Here is an 18,557-nt window from a genome sequence, read left to right as displayed (position 1 = left end):
AGTGGATGCAACTGGTGCTTTCGACTGTGTCGTTCAACCGCATACCGGCGTTTGCTAACTCGATGGCGTTCGACGCCGAACGTTACGACCGCGAGGTCATCAAGCCACTGCGCGGTCGACACGGACGACTTCCCGCCGGCGACCTCTTGCTGCGTTACGCGGTGGAGCCCGGCTGGACCGCCGAGCAACTCGCCGTCCACCTCAAGCAGCTACGACAGTTCTGGCAGGACCGTGCCGTGGGGCCGGACAGTCGGGCGGGAATCTGCCAATTACTGATTCAGGCCGACGAGGAACTCAGTCGCAACGTCGGTGACCTGATGAGCGACCCCGGGTGGTGGCAGGAGCAGGCGGCGACGACGCAGGGCGGCGCGGGGCGGACGACGCGGACACGCCCACCGGACCTGGCGCGGACGGAGCCGGCCCGGCATGCCGAGCCACCCACCGAGGTCCCGGATGTCGCCTCTGGCTGGCGGACTGAGGCACGTGATTTCATCCGTGCCCGCCTCGATGAATCCAGCGCCGCTGGCGCGCGTGAATCGACGCGACCTGCCGCGCGGCGTGGCCGGGTCGCCGAGAGCGGTGGCTCTGCGGAGGCTGTGCCGCAGGTGCCGGGCGGGATGTCGGATGCGGTGGCTGCCACGCGGCAGGCAGGTCAGCGTCCGAACCCGGAGACGCTGGCGCGCCCGGTCCAACCCGCCGAACTCACCATCGAGGCGCTCGGTGCCCGCGACGGCAATTGCCAGGTACAAGTGTCCTGGTCGGCGGCGGATGCCGAGCGGTTGAGGATCCGCTGGGCGGAGACGCCACCACCGTGGGCTTCCGGAAGCGTGCTCCCCGTGGCGACGCTGACGGCCTTCGGCACCGAGCTGGCCGGTACCCGGCAGGTGCACGACGGCGAGGCAACTCTCCTCGCCGAGGTGCCGGTGGGCTACCACCTGTACGTGCCATACGTGGTGGATCGGGACCAGGCTGTGGTGGGTCGGTTCGTCGCGCTCGGTCTGGCCGAACCGGTCCGGAGGCTGAGGGCCGAGCGCCGCGGGGACGACGTCATCGTCACCTGGGTCTGGCCGGAGGGATCGCGGCTGGCAATCGTCGAGTGGACGGCGCCGGGCGGCGTACGACAGGACCAGATCACCCGCGCCGGCTACGCGGGGTCCAACGGCTTCCGCATCCCGGCTGCCCTGGATCCTGGGATGGCCCGGGTCTCGGTGCTCACCGCCGTCGCCGCCGACGAGGCACGTTCGCGGGGCCGCGAGGTCGAGCTACCGCCCCGGTCGATACCCGTCTCGTACACCCTGACCCGGCACCGGCTGTGGAGGTTCGGCAGACGGGATCTCGCCGTCCGGCTGCGGGCTGAGACGGATCTCGCCGACCTCGTCGTCACCGTTGTGCTCGGCACCGATCTCGCGATGCCGCCGTCCGCGGCTCACGGGACGGTGCTCGCCGAACACGAGGGTGTCGACCTGGTCGCCCACCAGGCCCGAGAGTTGACGATCCCCGTTCCGGTGCTGCCGCGGCGTCAGGACCCGTACTGGATTCGGTGTTTCCTGCGCGGTCCGGTACCGACAGTGGTCACCGGCCCTCCCGTCGAGTCGATGAGGTTGACATAGTGGCCAACGTCGCCTGTCCGTTCTGTTACCAGCGCATCGACGGCTCAGCGCTGTGGTTCCAGTGCCTGGGCAAGGGTGACGCCGATCGGAAGGGTTGCCCGCCCGGCACCGACACCGTTCGCCACAACATGACCGGGTTCACCGAGACGATGCGTCCGGTCTTCGCGCCCCCACGCAACCAACGGCTCCGGCCGACACGGATCGCCTGGTGCCCGGACTGCGGTGGCCGTACGGGGATCCGCGCGTGCCCCTCCTGCCACACCCCGGTGCCGGCCAACTTCGGGGAGGCGTCCAGCCCGATGATCGCCATGTTCGGCGGGAAGGGCACCGGCAAGACCGTCTACCTGACAGTTCTCGCCCACGAGATGCGCTACTCCGACCTGCGTCGTCGGTTCGCCGCGGACATCCGAATGACCGGCGACGGGCAGGGTGGCTTCAAGTCCCCGCTGGCGTGGTTGGAGCAGAACGTCGACCGGATGTTCACCGAGCACAAACTGTTCGAGGCCACCCCGCCCGCCGTGGGCGGCCGGCAGAATCCGCTGGTGTTCGAGTGGCGGGGTGAGCGCCGTCGGTGGCGGCGGAAGCCGGTCTACCGCACCAGCTACCTGTCGTTTCACGACACCGCGGGCGAGGATGTCGGCACCCTCAGCGGCGCCAACGACCTGGCCTACATCGGCGCCGCCGACGGTCTGATCCTGCTGCTCGACCCGTTCATGCTGCCCGAGGCACGGGAGCGGCTTCGACTACCGTCTTCGGCGATCCGCTCGACCGAGGACACCATCGCGGTGGTCGACCGGCTCACCCAGAGCCTGCGCTCCAGTAACGGGGTGGGCGGCAGTCAGCGGATCACCAAGCCGGTCGCCGTCGCGTTCGCCAAGATGGACGCCTTCTTCGACGTGTTGGGCCGGGATCACCCGCTGTGCCACGAGCCGCGGCGTGGGCCGGCCTACGACGAGCAGGTGGGCCGGGCCACCCACGAGCAGGTCGCCGCCCTGCTCCGGGACTGGCGGGGCGACGACATCGAGCAGCACCTGCGGATGAACTACACGACCTTCCGGTACTTCTTCGTCTCCGCCCTGGGGGCCCCACCGGATTACGACAACGCCATGGTCGAGCCCGGTGGTGTCCGCCCGTACCGGGTCGACGAGCCGCTGCTCTGGCTGCTCAGCCTCCGCCGTTTCGGCGTCGTACCGAGGCAGCGCTGAATGACCGGGCGGTTCGAGGCGCTGATCTGGACGGACTGTCGGGAGGGCCAGGGGCTCCGCGGGACACCCGGTCTCCAGTTTCAGGCCCGGTCGGCGGGCGCGGACCGGAACGCGGAGGCCGTGGTGCAGCGGAACCTGCTCTACGAACCACCGCCGCGGTGGATGGGCCAGCGTCGTCCGGTCAGCGACTACCCCGCTTCGTTCGCTCATGTCTGGGACGGGCTGCTGGCTACCGCCGCCGGGGTCTACCTGGGGCGGGAGAGCGTGGGCGGCAGGGAGGGTAACCAGCTCACCCATGCCATCGTCACCGACGACCCGGCCGCGTACGGCCTCGTGCGGCCGGCCCAGATGTTCGGTGCGCCGTTCTGGACCGCTGAACCGGCGCTGACCACGCGATGCCCGCAACTGCAACCGGGCTGGCATCCGGGATCCTTCGGCGCGGCGGAGGCGCAGACCTTCGTTCGCGGCGTGTCCAGCGGCGATGAGTTGCTCGCGGCGCTGTTGTCGACCCTGCGCCCTCCCGCCGGCCAGCGTGGCCGGCGCGTCCTCTTCGTCGCCCGCGAGGCGGCCGAGGTGATGCGCTGGATAACCGCGGTCACGCTGCTGATACCGCAGCGGGAGGCCCTGCGGATCGGATTCAAGGTGTTCACGCTCAATCCCGCGTACGCGCCGCATCGAATCCTCGCCGTGCACCCCGACTGGGGTGGGGCCGAGGCCACCCTCGAGAACGATCAGGGCTACGCCGTGTTCGACCTGGTCCGGCACGACTGGAGTCGGGTCACGCACACCCGGGCTGCGCGGCAGTGGACGGAGTTGTTCCTCGCCGAGGACCCGATGGACGTGGTGGATGCCGTGGAGGTCGCAGCGGCGTCCGGGCTGGACGGTGACGGCGGCACCGCTGTCGCTCTCGCCGCCATCCTTGGCCGCCGCCCACCTCCGGAGAAGGTTGCGGGCCTGGTCAGTTGGCTGCGGCACGGGCCGCCGCAGTTGGTCCGGCGTTACGGCGGCGGCATTGTCCACCTGCTGGTGGCCGCCGCGTCGCAGTGGCCGGTGGAGGTGCTGCGCAGCCTCGACGAGGTCAGTCGTGCCGCCACATTCTCGCACCGGGCCGCGGAGGTGCGGCTCGCGCTGATCGACGCCGAGTTGCGCGAGGCGACGGTGGCGGGCGTCGTCCGTACGGAGCCGGCCGCCCCGCTGAGCGGTGCATGGACTCCGGCCGAGCACGAGCGGTCACTCGCCACGATCACCAGGGAGATGCGCCTCGCCGAGCCGCCACTGTTCGAGACCCTGCTCCGCCTGTGCGGGCGCTTCGGGCTCCGTCCGGCACTTGCCGATCTGCAACCCGGCCTGGACCGGTTCGTCCTGGACTGGGCCGACAACCCGGATCACGCGTACCGGGTCACGTCGTGGGCCTGCGCGGACGAGATTCAGCGGCTCCTGCGTCACGAACTCGGCGAGCGCCTGGCGGACGAGCCGGACCGGGCCTACGACCTCGGTGACGAGTGGTGGGACGTGCTGCTGCGCGAACCCATGCGTCTCGACGAGCCGTTGGACGCGGCGGTGGTGGAGGCCGCCCTGCGCCACCTGCCACCACGGCAGCGGATCGACCTGGTCGAACAGTGTCTGCGCACCGCGTTGGCCGCCACCCGCCCGGCGGCGATGGTGAACCGCACCGCCTCGGTCATCTGGACACACCGTGCGGTCAGCCGTGCCGAGGCGCACCTGTTGACACATCTCCTGCCCCGTGACACCCCACTGGACCCACGGGTGTTCGCGCCGCTGCACCGGGAGGTCACCGACTACCGATCACCGCGGGAGTACGTCGACGCGGCGCTCGTCGTGATAGCGCACGGCCTGTGGGCGCCGCAGGCGGACACGCTGCGCGCCATCGCCGCGCACGGCGCGCTGGCCTTCGTGCTCGACGAACTGGCAGACACGACGTTCGACCCGTTGGCGCTCGTCAGGGCTCTGGACGACGTGCCGCCCCAGCTGGTGCGGGCGCAGATGCCGGAGCTGTGTGAGGCGATAACGCAGGCGCCGGTGGTCGCGGTGGCATTCACCGTGCTCACCCACGTGCACGTCCAGCAGCTCACCGAACCCTGTTCCCGCAAGCTGCACGGTGAGTTGATGAACAACTCCAACCCCGCACACGTCGCCCTGGCATTCGTGCTGCTGAACATCGGGTCGCAGTCGGTCGCGATGGCCTCGATGATCCAGGCGGGCACCCGTGCCGACCTTGATCGGCGGGTGCGCACTGTGGTTTCCCGCTGTTCGGAGAAGCGGTTCCGGGAAATGACGATGCACATCGACGGACTGGGGTCGATGTGGTCAGCACTGTGGAAGACCTTCGCGCGCTCGCACCGGCGTGGGCTGGTTCGGCGCCTGCGGCAGCGCAGACGGGGGTGACAGATGCCCGCGCTGATCGCCGTCCCGCTCCTCGTACTGGCGCTGCTCGTCGTCGTGGCCGCGTACGGCCTGGTCGTGATCATCCTGACGCCGTACGTCCTCTATGTCCTGTCGGCCGGTTACCTCGCGGGGCTGGTCCTCGCCCTGGTCGAGACGGCCCGGATGTACGGCGGACTGCTCGACCCGCCGCGGGTGCGCACCCCACGGGACCAGTTCACGGCGGTGCGGCGGCGCGGGTCATCGTCGTACCACCGTGACTTCGCCTGGTCGCACTACGCCGTCTGGCAGGCGGGGTACGACCTGTGGGCCGTCGTCGAGTGCTGCCACCGCCACGTGACCCGGTCGTGGATCTCCACGTGGCGATCGCTGCCCCGACTGCCCCGATACCACAGGCGTTTCCTGCACGATTCCCCGGACGGCGTCGGCCCGGACGGGTCGACCCGGACCCGAACCTGGACGGTGCTGCTGGCCTGGCCGGTGCTCGCCCTGCCCGCCGCGGGGCTCGCCGGCCTCACCCTGGGTGTCGTGACCAGCATCGTCGTGCTGAGTGTCGTCGTCGTGGTGGTCGTCGTGCCGACCTGGATCCTCGGGGCCGCGGTGACCGCGGGGCTGCGCGTCGCCGACCGGCGATGGCGGACCTCCTGGCACACCCAGACCTGCTGCCCGCACTGCTACTACCTGGTCGACCTGCCGGTTTTCGCCTGCCCGACGGTCCACCCGTCGACCGCACCGACCGGATCTGATCGGCACCGGGCTCTGCGGCCCGGCGCCCAGGGACTGTGGCGGCGGCGGTGTGGCTGCGGAACGTCGATGCCGGTCCGCCAGGCGTCGGCGGGCGCGCGGCTCACGGCGCGCTGTCCCAAGTGCGACACCCCGCTGGCCGCCGGCACCGGACGAGCCACCGAGATCAGAGTTGCCCTCTTCGGTGCGTCCGACGCGGGAAAGTCGACGCTTGTCGACGCCATGGTGGCCGCACTTGTCGCGCGCTTCCCCCCGGGCCGCTGCGCGATCGTGCGATGGCACGACGGGCGCGGTGGGCCGCAGGCCGTCGGCGTGACACTGCAGGCCCACCGCGCTCCACAACGGGTGCAGGTGTTCGACGCGCCCGGACGGGGGCTCGTCGACCGGGAGACCTGTGCGACATACGGTTACCTGGACGACACGCGGAACTTCGTCTTCGTCCTCGATCCCCTGTCACTGCCAGCGCTGCGTGAGCAGATGGCGGAGCTGCCGCCGCACCTGGTGCCGATCGTGCGGGTCGCCCGGCACGATCTGGTGGACTCGTACGAGGCCGTGGTCATCGGCATGCGGCATCGAGGGGTCGACACGAGCCGCTGCCGGCTTGCGATAGTGGTGTCCAAGGGTGATCTGCTCGGCCTGCTACCGGGGGGCGCACCGCTTCGGGCGGGTTCGACGGACGTCCGGCGACTTCTGGTCGAGCACGGCCTTGACAGTCTTCTGACGTCAGCCAGCCGGGACTTCGGCGAGGTTCGCTACTTCCTGCACGGCCAGACCGACCCGCCGTCGCCCGACCCGCTGATGTGGCTGCTGCGCGGCGAGCGCGTCCTACGCTCGGAGGTGACGAGTGCTCTCCGCTGACCTGCCTACCTCCTATCGGAGGGCCCGACTGGCCATTCTGGTCCTGACGTTCGCCGTCGCGATGGCGTTGGTGGCGTGGTCGGTGTGGGTTGGCCTGCCGCAGGCGGTCGCCAGCAGCACGGCAGGCGTGCTCCGGGCCTCCTGGTGGGTGTGGAGCCCGCTCAGCTAACCGTGGGAGCGTCGTCCCTCGTCCAGCAGGCGAGCCTGCAACCGGTGGCGGTCGGCATGCGTCTTGTCGCCGACCCGCTCCCACAGGCCGGCGAGTTGGCGGTGCTTCTGTGCCAGGCGCGTGCGCAGGGTGCGGTTCGCCACGTCTTCGCGGAACAGTCGACCCCGTATCTCGCAGCTCTCGGTGAGCGCCTCGATGGCCGCTCCGACGTCGCCGGCCTCCAGCAGCAGGCCGGCCTGCTGCCCCAGGACCGTCGCCAGGTCCTCCCCGTGGCGGGCCGGGTCGGCAGTGGCCAGTCGGCGGTGGATGACCACCACGTCGCGGAACGCCAGCACGGCCTCGTCGTGCCGTTCGAGGTCGTGCATCAGGACGGCCCGACAGTGCTGGGCCGTCGCCAGTGCCGCGAGGACATCGGTGCTCCCGTCCGCCGCACGGGTGTGGAAGATCTCCGCGGCCTCGTCCGCGGCCGTCAGCGCCGCCTGCGGCGAGCCGACCTCCCCGAGGTCCATGGCCTGTCTCAGCAGGGCCTTCGCCAGGGCCGGGACGTGGCGGTCCTGGTCGCCGGTGACGAGTTGGCGGTGCAGGCTCACCTGCTCGTCCTCCGCCGCGAGAGCGGACGCGGCATCGTGGCGAAGCCGGTGCGTCGCGGCCAGCACGCCCAGCGCGTCACTGAGATGACCGAGGACCGCTGCCCGATCGTGCGCCGATGCTCCGGGCGTCTCGGTCGTCCGGTCACTGCGGCGTCGTTGCGCGTCGACAAGCGCTCGTGCGTGCCGTACGGCCGACTCCGCCGCGGCAAGACCCTCCTCGGTGCGGTCCAGCTCACCGAGGAGCCAGGCCTGCCGGATCTCGCTGGCGCACACCGGGGTGAGATGGCTGTCCGGCTCGTCGAGGTGAACATGGTGATGGTGCGTCACCGCCCGGTTCGCGGCGCTGAGCGCCTGCACGGTCAGACCGGCACGGTGCAGGTAGTCGGCCTGGGCATCCAGGGCCGAGGTCAGCCGCTGCGCCAACCGCGCCGAATCCGACTGCCCGGCGACGTCGACGATCCGTTGCCACAGGTCGACCTCGTCGGCGAGCACGTCGAGCACGTCCGCGCCTGCTCCGTTGGCCAGCAGGAGCCGCCGATGATGACCGAGAGCTTCCGCCAGCCAGGGAAGGTAACTGTCGATCTCGCCCAGCCGACGGGCACCCTGAACGAGCGTGGCCGACTCGGCCGCCGGCTGGTCGGCGAAGAGGGCTCCGGGGTCGGGCATGCCCTCGGCCACGGCCCGCACCATCGGGTGCGGGGTGCGGGGATCCTGCACCAACGTGCGGAGCCGGGCCGCCAGGGCCGGCGGTGGGGCCGCGGCGGTGGCGCCGAGTGCCCGCAGCAACGTCACCAGGAGGGCCGGCTGGTCGCGTACCACCTGCCAGAGCGGTTCGGCGAGGTGTGGGTGCCGGTGACACGCCGGGCCGAGCACCGTCATCGCTCGACCCGACTGCACCGGCGTACAGAACGGGATGATGCCCGTGACCAGGGCGGGGTTGCGCGATGCGGCGGTCACCGCGAGGTCGTGTCGCACCGCGTCGGGCTCGACCGGCCCCCAGTATTCGCCATCGACGCCCGGATAGAGTTCGTGCAGCCAGGTCGCCAGGCGGTGCACGGTGGCCCGGTCGGTGGCGTCCTGCGGGCGGACTCGCCGCACGACCTCGTGGGCGTCGGTGATTCGGTCCGCGCCGTAGAGGGCTGCCGCTCCCACGTACTCGTCGAGTTGGCCCGGTCGGGCGTACGAGATCCGGGCGGCCACGGCGGTGCCCTCGCCGTACCGGCGCTCCTGGGCGACCAACGCGGCCACGACCTCCGGCACGGAGACGGAGGACCGCTCCGCCCCGGTGCGAACGAGCAGTCGCAGCGCGGCCAGGTGCAGCGTAACGGGAGCGGAGTAGTGGTCATCGTCGGCGCTGGGCAGGCTCATCGAGGCGGCGTGACGCCGCCAGTGGTCGGTGCCGGAGTTGGCGTCCAGCCGTGCCGCGAGGTCGGTCAGGGCGTCGCGGAGGGCGGCCTGCCGAGCGCGCCCCGCCGCCCAGGGGGCCTGCAACTGCTGGACCGTCCCCTCCCGGGACAGGGGGTCGGTGCGGCGCAATTCCTGCCACCAGTCGCCGGCGGAACGGGCGAGCAGGAGCAGCCGCAGTGGTCTCGTGCCCTGGGCGGCCGCGCGGGTGAGCTCTCTGCGCACGGTGTCCGGTCGCGTCTCGGCATGGTCCACCACTACCAGCCCGCCGTCCACCATGTCGGCGCCGGACACCGACGCGTCCCGCCAGCGTCCCGGACGGGTGTCGAGAAGTTCGAGCACCAGCCTGGTCTTGCCCTGGCCAGCGCCGCCGATGATCACCCGCACCGCCGAGCCGGGGCTGTCGCACCACCGTCGCAGGTCGGCGAGGTCGGCCGTACGACCGCTGAAGCGCACCACCCGGTGGCGCGGAGCGAGCAGGTCCGCCGGTGTGCCCGTCGCCGTGGCCTCGTCGCGCGGCGCGGGAACCTCGGGAGCCGCGTCACCCGGTTCCAGGTCGAGGTCCGGGGTGGCGGGGCCGGTGTCGGCCGGTTCCGCGGGGTCGGCGGGCGGAGCTGCGGCGGGCGCGGTCGTCCGTGCCGCGATGCGGTCCAGCCGGGCCCTCCCGACATTGTTGATCACCGCGAACGGGTGGCTGTCGGCCGTGAGCCCGGCCCGTCCGGGGCCCGGGGTGAGCGCGGTGAAGTGCTCGCGAGCCACCCCCACCCGGGCCTGCACCGCCTGGGACAGCTCGTCCAGCAGCTCCCCGGCACGGAACAGATCGGGACGCTGCAGTGTGTCCAGGAGCAGAGGTTGGACTCCCTCGACGAACCGGTAGCGTCCAGCCTGCCCGTCCACCACCCGCAGCAGGCCGCTGAGCAGCACCTCGGCCAGTTGCGACGGTGGGGCGGAGCGGAACATGGCGTGTTGGATGTAGCGGATCACCGGCAGCACCGGCTCGCTCATCGCGACGTACCCGGCGAGACGGAACGCCTCGGGTGACGCCGACGAGCGGAAGTGCCGGACCCGGTCGGTCGGGCTGGGCGTCACCCGTTCCCGGACCGGCACGCTGGGTATTCGTTCGCCGGTGACCACGGTCACCGCTGCGGTCACCGCCGTCGCGCCGGAGAGGAGCCGGGTCCAGCGGCCGACCCAGCGCGGCGAGACCTCCAGCACCGGCACCACGGTGCCGCCGGAGGCGGGCAGGCCGTCGAACGCGGCGAATCGCAGGTCGGTGTTGGGTGCGCCCGGGCGTGGAGCGCTGAGCGCACCCACCACGGTCCGTCCGCCGGTACGGGACCACATGCGTTCCGGCAACGGTTGGAGGATCGACACCGGTCCGTGCCGGGCCCAGCGGTGCAGGAAGGCGCCCGCCGCGCCGGTGTGCCAGATCCGGTCGACGCAGTCGCTGACGACGATGACGATGCGCCGTCCGGTGGGGTCGATCAGTTCGGCGGGGCGGCGCGGCTCACCACGCCAGCTCGACAGCGCGGCGTCGACTCCGGTGCCGTCACCGTGCAGCCGCCACCTGCTGACCTGGCGGAAGACCCCCGAGGAAGCCAGGGTGTCGGCCACGCTCGTGGACAGGTCCCGCCACAGCGTCATGGAAGCGGTGCTGTCCACCACCACCGCGGCGTCCAGCCACCGCTCCGTCGACGGCGTCAGCACCGCAGGCCAGGGTTGGTCGGCCAGCAGGTGTTCGGCGACGGCGCGTACCGTCGCCTCCTCGTCGAGGACGTCGACCCGCCGGTTCGGCACCCGTCGCATCAACGGGCGCAACGTCCGCTGAAATCTCAGTCGGTCGGCGAGCGCGATCGAGCGGGGTACCGCGACTTCGGCGGCCGTCGCCGTTCCGGTCCGGGGCGGGGGTACGTGCAGGCTGGTGGGTGTCGGCGCACGGGGTGGAACCGGTGCGGGGGCCGGTTCCACCCCGCTGAGCGGTGCCGGCACGTCGGCGACCGCGTCGTCGGCCGGTCCGGGCCCGACCGCGGCGTCCGCCTCCGGCACGGGCGGTACGGCGGGGGCGTGTGGTCGCAGATGGTGGCCCAACCAGAGCGCCTCCGCGAGTTCCCGTGCGGTCGGATCGCCACCCGCGGCGACAATGGCGTCGCGGAGCCGGTCAATCGTCATCGGACCGGCGGGACAGGTGAGTCATCACCTTCTCGGCCAGATGCACCCGGTCGACACCGCCGGAGCGGCCTGCCTGGTCGGTCAGGTAGATCGCGTTGAGCAACTGGTCCGTGGCGAGGTCGCCCGGCTCCCGACGTGCGAGGAAGGTGTCGATCAGGTCGGCGCTGTCCTGGGCGAGACCGTCGAGGTGCGCGTCGACGATGCTTGTCAGCTTGTCCTCATCGGGCTGCGGAAGGGTGACCTGAATGCAGCGTCGGAGGAACGCGGGTGGGAACTCCCGTTCGTCGTTGCTGGTCATCACGATGACGGGAAAGGCACGACAGCTGACCTGTCCCTGATGGACGGGCACTCGTTGGGTGCTGTCCGCGGTCATCACCTGGGCGTCGGCGGTCCGGTCCGCGTGCCGCACCAGTTCGGCGATCTCGTACGCGCCGTCCTCGAAGATGGTGAGCAGATCATTGGGCAGGTCGAGGTCGCCTTTGTCGATCTCGTCGATCAGGAGCACCCGGGGTCTGGTCGACGGCAGCAGGGCGGTGCCCAGCGGGCCCAGCCGGATGAAACGGCCCAGGTCCTCACCGTTGTCACGTTCAGCGCTGTCGTCGGCATGTCGTTTGGTCTGATAGAGCCGTGCCAACGGGTCGTACTGGTAGAGGCCGTCTCTCAGGGTCACCCGGCTGGTGATGTTCCAGCGCAGTGGTCGGCCGAGTTTCAGCTCGTGGGCGATCGCCGCCGCGAGCGTCGATTTTCCGGTGCCCGGGTGGCCCGTCACCAGCAGCGGCCGACGCAGGTACAGGGCGGCGTTCACCAGTTCGACGGTGTCCGGATCCGGCCGATAGTTCGCGCCTCGACGGATGTCCGCCTTGGTCTCCTCGACACCTGGCGCGGTGGGGGTGGCGGATTCGTCGAAGACCCGCCATGGCGGTGGGGCGGGCAGCCGGTCGATACCGTCGTGGGGGACTCCGGTGCCTTCGTAGATCCACCAGCCCGGTTTCTCGGACACGCTCACTCCTCACTCCGCGAAGCTCAGGCGGGTTGGTCGACGTCGAGGTTCGTCCCACAGCAGGGTCACATCGCGACCGCAGTGTTCGTCCTCGTCGTCGAGTTCGCCGGCTTCCACCCGTAGGTCGCGAACCCGCGCGGGCAACTCCTCGCTGCGGATGTCGCCCAACCGGGTGGCCATCGTGTCACTGAAACGCCTACTGGCGCAGATGGTCTCGGTTTCGGGGCAGGCGCAGGGCGCCCGGTGCCACAGCAGGACCGGCAGGCCACTCGCCACCGCGGAGCCGATCCGGTCCGGCTCTGTCCAGCGGCCCGCCAAGCCGAGCGCGAGCGGGCGTTTCGCGGAGCGCAGCCATGCCTTGAACTTCCGCAGTTCCCCGGGGCGGTTGGAGCAGTCGAGCCAGCTCATCGTGGCGTTCAGGTGGCCGGGGCGGTCGCGAAGCTGCTGGGTCCGTTCCTCGATCATGCGCGGATCGGTGGTGTCGAACCACTCCAGGGCGCGGACCACGACCGGCCGGCTCCAACCGAGCGGCACCTGGTCGTGGTCGTCGAGGGCACGCCAGGAGTCGACGGGCCAGCCCAGGTGACCACGGGGCAGCACGAACTCGACGGCGATCGTCTCGTACGTGACGTGCGCCATCTTCTTGTAAGCCTCGGGCAGGTGCTGCTCGATGGTCTCCTGGATCATGTCCTCGGTGACCGTCTCCTCCAGGGTCCGCTCGTCCAGCCCACCGTCGGGGTTCGTGGCGGTCCAGATGGTGACGTGGTGTGCCCTGCGCCCTTCCGCCGACGGCGCGATCCGGACCACCACCCATCCTGGCCGAGGACCGAGGTTGTCGACTGCCGACTCCACCGGCGTCGCGTCACCCGCGTTCCAACCGTGTCGTCCCACCCATTCGTGCAGAGCCGCACTGTGGTCGGGGGACTTCAACCCGATCCGTCGCAGGAGGGTGACGACGAGGTCGACAACCTCCTCCTCGGGGAAGGTGGTGTTCACCGCCAGCCACTCGACCATGGCGAGCACGCTGCTCAACGGCCGCTGCGGCGGGTCGGGGGAGAGCCGGGTGGGGTGTCCCAGCACCTCCAACGGCAGCCGGCGCATGTCGGGGAGCTTCAGGTCCTCCAGGATGGACCGCAGCTCCCGGTACGCGATCGAGTCGAACGGGCCGAGGCGCATGCGATCGATGATGGACGGCCAGTGCCGGCCGATCTCGTCGAGTGGCAGCACCACGCCGGTCCGCATGTCCGGGTCCCGGTCGGCGGAGATCACCATGCCGACGACCTCGTAGGTCCCCTGCACGTAGGCCGCCGAGCCGCTGTAACCGCGCTCCAGACGGGTGCCCCTGGTCTCGCTCGCGGTGGTCTGGCACGCCTGCCCGGCCAGCCGGGGGTACGCGTCAGCGTGGAAGTGGGTGATCTGGCCGGTCTTGCGGTAGCCGTCGGGGAAGCCGAACGCCCCGAGCTCCTGTCCCGCGAAGATTTCCACCCCGTTCAGTGGTGCCAGCCGCGCCGGCTCCACCTCGACGGGCTCGGTCAGGCGGATCACCGCGACGTCACCCTCGTCGACCTCGCCTGGCGACCAGGGCCCTCGGAACACCACGTCACCGTTGAGGCCGCCGGGGCCGGGCGGCAGGAACGACACCGTGACGGCCGTTGCGTCGCCCACCACGTGCGCGCAGGTCAGGATGTGTTGGGCGTCGATCAGGAAGCCGCTGCCAGATCCGCCGGCGGCGTCGACTCTCACCTGCCACCGCGGTGCGGCACTCACCGTCCGGCGACCTCGGTGCGCGAGGCACCGCCCGACCAGGTGAGCTTGACTGTGAGATGGGCGCCGACGCCCGTCCTGGCGAAGACGGCGCCGGCCTGCGTGGTGAAGTTGACCCCGAACTCGATCTCGATGTCGTCCGGACGGTGGACGGCTTCGCGGAAGGTCGCGAGTGCCTTCTGTGCCGCCATGTTGATCTCTCGCAGGCCTGCCTCGAATCGCTTCCGCGCCTCAATGATCTGGTCCGCACCGAGCCCCGCCTCACCGAAGCCGGCCTCTCGCCGGTCGATCTCGAAGACGACCTCGTCGCCGTCCTCGGTGCGGACACGCATCAGCTCGGTTGGCATCGAACCTCCCGTGGAAGCCAGTTTCGGTTGAGCATCGACCACTGTGTACTCCGCCGCTGTCGGGTCGCTGACTCGAACTGGTTCTCGCTGATCCGGGTGCGAGCAACTCCCGGTCGCGAACGTGCCGCGGTTGACCTAATGTTCAGGGGGTCGCTCGCGTGGGAGGGGGTGTCGGGGCATGGGTCTGCGGACCTTCATCGAGGGTTGGCCGGTCTACCGCCAGCTCACCGGCACTGACCCGCTGGGTCGGGGCGCGGCGGCGCAGTCCACCCGGTCGGCACAGCTCACCGCCCGCACCGAAGACGCCGACAGCGTCGCCCGTTCGGTCTGTCCGTACTGCGCCGTCGGTTGCGGGCAGCGGGTGTACGTCAAGGACGGCCAGGTCAGCCAGATCGAGGGCGATCCGGACAGCCCGATCTCGCGGGGTCGGCTCTGCCCGAAGGGCTCGGCGAGCAAGAGTCTGGTGACCAGTCCGTTGCGGCAGACCACGGTCCGCTACCGGCGTCCGTACTCGACGCAGTGGGAGGATCTGGAGCTCGACACCGCGCTCGACATGATCGCCGACCGGATGCTCGCGGCTCGTGCGCAGACCTGGGAGGACGTCGACACGCAGGGCCGGCCGCTGAACCGGACGCTTGGTTTCTCCAGTCTGGGTGGGGCGACGCTGGACAACGAGGAGAACTACCTCATCAAGAAGTTGTTCACCGCGATGGGGGCGCTCCAGATCGAGAACCAGGCCCGTATTTGACACTCCGCCACCGTCCCCGGTCTGGGGGCCAGCTTCGGTCGTGGCGGTGCGACGGATTTTCAGCAGGACATCGCCAACGCTGACGTGATCGTCATCCAGGGTTCCAACATGGCTGAGGCGCACCCGGTGGGCTTCCAGTGGGTGATGGAGGCCAAGCGTCGTGGCGCGAAGGTGTTCCACGTCGATCCACGGTTCACCCGCACCAGCGCGGTTGCCGACTCGTATCTGCCGATCCGGGCGGGCACCGACATCGCGCTGCTCGGCGGCGTGGTGCGCTACATCCTGGACAACGAGTTGGACTTCCGGGAGTACGTGCTGTCGTACACGAACGCGGCGACAATCGTCAGCGAGGAGTTCGTCGACACCGAGGACGGCGACGGGTTCTTCTCCGGTTTCGACCCGGAGACCGGCACCTACGTGCAGGACAGCTGGCAGTACGCGGGGCACGAGGGCTCGTCCGGCAGTGGGCACACCGCTCAGGAGCGCGACAGCGCCGCGGGGTTGACGCACGAGTCGCACGGCGCGCAGGTGGGCGGGCAGACCGAACGCGACGAGACGTTGCGGCACCCGCGCTGCGTCTACCAGATCCTGAAGCGACACTTCTCCCGCTACACCCCGGAGATGGTGGAGCAGGTCTGCGGGATCCCCCGGGAGCAGTTCCTGGAGTTGGCGCAGGCGTGGACACGCAACTCCGGCCGCGACCGCACCGGCATGCTGATCTATTCGGTGGGGTGGACGCAGCACAGCGTGGGTGTGCAGTACATCCGCACGGGCGCGATCATCCAACTGCTGCTGGGCAACATGGGCCGTCCCGGCGGTGGGGTGATGGCCCTGCGGGGGCACGCCAGCATCCAGGGCTCGACGGACATTCCGACGTTGTTCAACCTGCTGCCCGGCTACCTGCCGATGCCGCACCACGCCGAACACCCGAGCTTCGACGAGTGGGTGGACAGCATCCGGCACCCGGGTCAGAAGGGTTTCTGGGGCAACGCGCGGTCGTTTGCGGCCAGCCTGCTCAAGGCGTACTGGGGTGACGCGGCGACGCCGGAGAACGACTTCTGCTACGGCTACCTGCCCCGGCTGACCGGTGACCACGGCACGTACCAGCAGGTGCTCAACATGATCGACGGGAAGATCAAGGGCTACTTCCTGCTGGGTCAGAACCCGGCGGTCGGCTCCGCGCACGGCCGCGCGCAGCGCCTGGGCATGGCCAACCTGGACTGGCTGGTGGTCCGCGACCTGTTCATGATCGAGAGTGCCACGTTCTGGCAGAACGGTCCCGAGGTCGCCACCGGCGAGATCGTGCCCGAGGAGTGCCGTACGGAGGTGTTCTTCCTGCCCGCCGCCTCGCACGTGGAGAAGGAGGGCACGTTCACCCAGACGCAGCGGCTGTTGCAGTGGCGGGAGAAGGCCGTCGAGCCGCCGGGTGACGCCCGCTCCGAGCTGTGGTTCTTCTACCACCTGGGCCGCAGACTGCGGGAGAGGCTGGCCGACTCGAAGCTGCCGCGCGACCGGGCGCTGCTCGACCTCACCTGGGACTATCCCACGCACGGTCCGCACGAGGAGCCGAGCGCCGAGTCGGTGCTGCGCGAGATCAACGGGTACGACGTCGCGACCGGCCGCCCGCTGTCCAGCTTCGCCGAGGCCCGCGCGGACGGTTCCACCGCGATCGGCTGCTGGATCTACAGCGGGGTGTACGCCGACGGCGTCAACCAGGCGGCCCGGCGCAGGTCCCGACACGAGCAGAACTGGGTGGCCGCCGAGTGGGGGTGGGCGTGGCCGGCGAACCGGCGGATCCTCTACAACCGTGCCTCCGCCGACCCGGACGGCAACCCGTGGAGTGAGCGCAAACGCTACGTGTGGTGGGACGCGGAGAAGTCCGAGTGGACCGGCTACGACGTGCCGGACTTCGAGAAGACCAAACCGCCGTCGTACCGGCCGCCACCCGGTGCGTCCGGTACGGAGGGCATCGCCGGTGACGACCCGTTCGTCATGCAGGGCGACGGGAAGGGCTGGCTGTACGCGCCCAGCGGCGTCCTGGACGGGCCGCTGCCGACGCACTACGAGCCGGTCGAGTCGCCGGTGCGTAACCCGCTCTACCGGCAGCAGGCCAACCCGACCCGCAAGATGTACGCGCACCCGGTCAACTCGGTGAACCCGAGCCCGCCGCAGGAGCACAGTCAGGTGTTCCCGTACGTGTTCACGGTCAGCCGGCTCACCGAGCACCACACCGCCGGCGCGATGAGCCGGACCGTGTCGCCGCTTGCCGAGCTGCAACCGGAGATGTTCGTCGAGGTGTCGCCGGAGTTGGCGGTCGAACGCGGGCTCACCCACCTGGGTTGGGCGCACCTGGTGACCGCCCGTGCGGCCATCGAGGCGAAGGTGCTGGTGACCGACCGGCTGACCCCGTTGCGGGTGGACGGTCGGATCATCCACCAGGTGTGGTTGCCGTACCACTTCGGTTTCGAGGGTCTGGTGACCGGCGACTCGGCCAACGACCTGTTCGGCATCAGCCTGGACCCGAACGTCCTGATCCAGGAGAGCAAGGTCGGCACCTGCGACGTGCGGCCGGGCCGGCGGCCCAGCGGGCCGGCGCTGCTCGACCTGGTGGCCGACTACCAGCGGCGTGCCGGGATCACCCCGGGTCAGCACGCCCCGGCCGTGACCACCGACGACGAGGGGAAGGAGCAGGGTGCTTCCTGACCCGCACAGCCTGTACGGCCCGCTGGACCCGGCCCCCGAGGCGGGCTATGCGAACGCGCCACCCCGGATGGGGTTCTTCACCGACACCAGCGTGTGCATCGGCTGCAAGGCGTGCGAGGTCGCCTGCAAGGAGTGGAACGGGGTCCCGGAGAACGGGCTCGACCTGCTCGGCATGTCCTACGACAACACCGGCGCGTTGACCGCGAACTCGTGGCGACACGTCGCGTTCATCGAGCAGCCCCGCCCGGCCGGGCATCGCGCGGCGGACGTCCTGGGCGCCCCGGTCGGCGCCGGCCCGGACCGGCCGGTCGACGCGGGCCCACAGTTCCTGGGGATGCCGGGTGCGCAGCCGCCGGGTCGGGGTACCGGTGTGGAGGAGCGCACGGATTTCCGGTGGTTGATGATGTCGGATGTCTGTAAGCACTGCACGCATGCGGCGTGTCTGGACGTGTGTCCGACGGGTTCGTTGTTCCGGACCGAGTTCGGGTCGGTGGTGGTGCAGGAGGACATCTGCAACGGTTGTGGTTACTGCATTTCGGCGTGTCCGTACGGGGTGATCGACCAGCGTAGGGATGACGGTCGGGCGTGGAAGTGCACGTTGTGCTACGACCGGTTGGGTGCGGGGATGACGCCGGCGTGTGCGCAGGCGTGCCCGACGGAGTCGATCCAGTACGGGCCCCTGGACGAGTTGCGGGAGCGGGCCGCTGCCCGGGTGGCGACGCTGCACGGGCGGGGGGTCCCCGAGGCACGCCTGTACGGGCACGACGAGAACGACGGTGTGGGTGGTGACGGGGCGTTCTTCCTGCTGTTGGACGAGCCCGAGGTGTACGGGTTGCCACCGGA

11 protein-coding genes are annotated in these 18,557 nt (G+C 70.4%); 7 read left to right on the top strand and 4 right to left on the bottom strand.

The genetic code is table 11. The features are described 5' to 3' along the window. The first annotated feature begins 5 nt into the window (after positions 1 to 5). Genes ACGFIQ_RS33805 through ACGFIQ_RS33785 form a run of 5 tightly spaced genes read left to right on the top strand, consistent with a single transcriptional unit; the run spans position 6 to position 6,989 of the window. Positions 6 to 1,610, top strand: coding sequence for a hypothetical protein (locus ACGFIQ_RS33805; RefSeq protein ID WP_393250011.1), 1,605 nt, complete (start codon positions 6 to 8; stop codon positions 1,608 to 1,610). Next, on the top strand, positions 1,610 to 2,815 hold the full coding sequence (locus ACGFIQ_RS33800; protein ID WP_393250009.1) for a hypothetical protein: 1,206 nt from the start codon (positions 1,610 to 1,612) through the stop codon (positions 2,813 to 2,815). The genes ACGFIQ_RS33805 and ACGFIQ_RS33800 overlap by 1 nt, the downstream gene beginning before the upstream one ends. Further along, positions 2,816 to 5,221 carry a GTPase-associated protein 1-related protein gene (locus ACGFIQ_RS33795; protein ID WP_393250007.1) on the top strand — a complete coding sequence of 802 codons (2,406 nt, stop codon included), beginning with the start codon at positions 2,816 to 2,818 and terminating at the stop codon, positions 5,219 to 5,221. A 3-nt stretch (positions 5,222 to 5,224) separates the two neighbouring features. Beyond that, the gene (locus ACGFIQ_RS33790) at positions 5,225 to 6,820 is read left to right on the top strand and encodes a hypothetical protein (protein WP_393250005.1); all 1,596 of its coding nucleotides are present in this window, start codon (positions 5,225 to 5,227) and stop codon (positions 6,818 to 6,820) included. Continuing rightward, on the top strand, positions 6,807 to 6,989 hold the full coding sequence (locus tag ACGFIQ_RS33785; RefSeq protein WP_393250003.1) for a hypothetical protein: 183 nt from the start codon (positions 6,807 to 6,809) through the stop codon (positions 6,987 to 6,989). The genes ACGFIQ_RS33790 and ACGFIQ_RS33785 overlap by 14 nt, the downstream gene beginning before the upstream one ends. Here the strand turns inward: ACGFIQ_RS33785 and ACGFIQ_RS33780 are convergent. The 4 genes from ACGFIQ_RS33780 to ACGFIQ_RS33765 are packed head-to-tail and all read right to left on the bottom strand — an operon-like array spanning position 6,986 to position 14,263. Beyond that, on the bottom strand, positions 6,986 to 11,152 hold the full coding sequence (locus tag ACGFIQ_RS33780) for an SAV_2336 N-terminal domain-related protein (RefSeq protein WP_393250001.1): 4,167 nt from the start codon (positions 11,150 to 11,152) through the stop codon (positions 6,986 to 6,988). The genes ACGFIQ_RS33785 and ACGFIQ_RS33780 overlap by 4 nt on opposite strands. Then, on the bottom strand, positions 11,142 to 12,152 hold the full coding sequence (locus tag ACGFIQ_RS33775) for an AAA family ATPase (RefSeq protein WP_393249999.1): 1,011 nt from the start codon (positions 12,150 to 12,152) through the stop codon (positions 11,142 to 11,144). The genes ACGFIQ_RS33780 and ACGFIQ_RS33775 overlap by 11 nt, the downstream gene beginning before the upstream one ends. Positions 12,153 to 12,161: 9 nt before the next feature. Next, positions 12,162 to 13,895 carry a trypsin-like peptidase domain-containing protein gene (locus ACGFIQ_RS33770; RefSeq protein ID WP_393249997.1) on the bottom strand — a complete coding sequence of 578 codons (1,734 nt, stop codon included), beginning with the start codon at positions 13,893 to 13,895 and terminating at the stop codon, positions 12,162 to 12,164. Between the two features lie 20 nt (positions 13,896 to 13,915). After that, on the bottom strand, positions 13,916 to 14,263 hold the full coding sequence (locus tag ACGFIQ_RS33765; protein WP_393249995.1) for a CU044_2847 family protein: 348 nt from the start codon (positions 14,261 to 14,263) through the stop codon (positions 13,916 to 13,918). A 178-nt stretch (positions 14,264 to 14,441) separates the two neighbouring features. On the opposite strand from ACGFIQ_RS33765, the gene fdh reads away from it, so the two are divergent. Then, positions 14,442 to 17,714 (top strand): formate dehydrogenase, encoded by a 3,273-nt coding sequence (fdh, locus tag ACGFIQ_RS33760; RefSeq protein ID WP_393249993.1) that lies wholly within the window; start codon positions 14,442 to 14,444, stop codon positions 17,712 to 17,714. Next, positions 17,704 to 18,557: 4Fe-4S dicluster domain-containing protein (locus ACGFIQ_RS33755; RefSeq protein ID WP_393249991.1), on the top strand; the 854-nt coding region annotated here is incomplete at its 3' end. The genes fdh and ACGFIQ_RS33755, both read left to right, overlap by 11 nt.

This window comes from Micromonospora sp. NPDC048898 (genome assembly GCF_043198035.1).
Taxonomy (GTDB): Bacteria; Actinomycetota; Actinomycetes; order Mycobacteriales; family Micromonosporaceae; genus Micromonospora.
The sequence above is the reverse complement of the archived record's forward strand: the minus strand, read 5'-3'. Positions and strand labels throughout refer to the sequence as shown.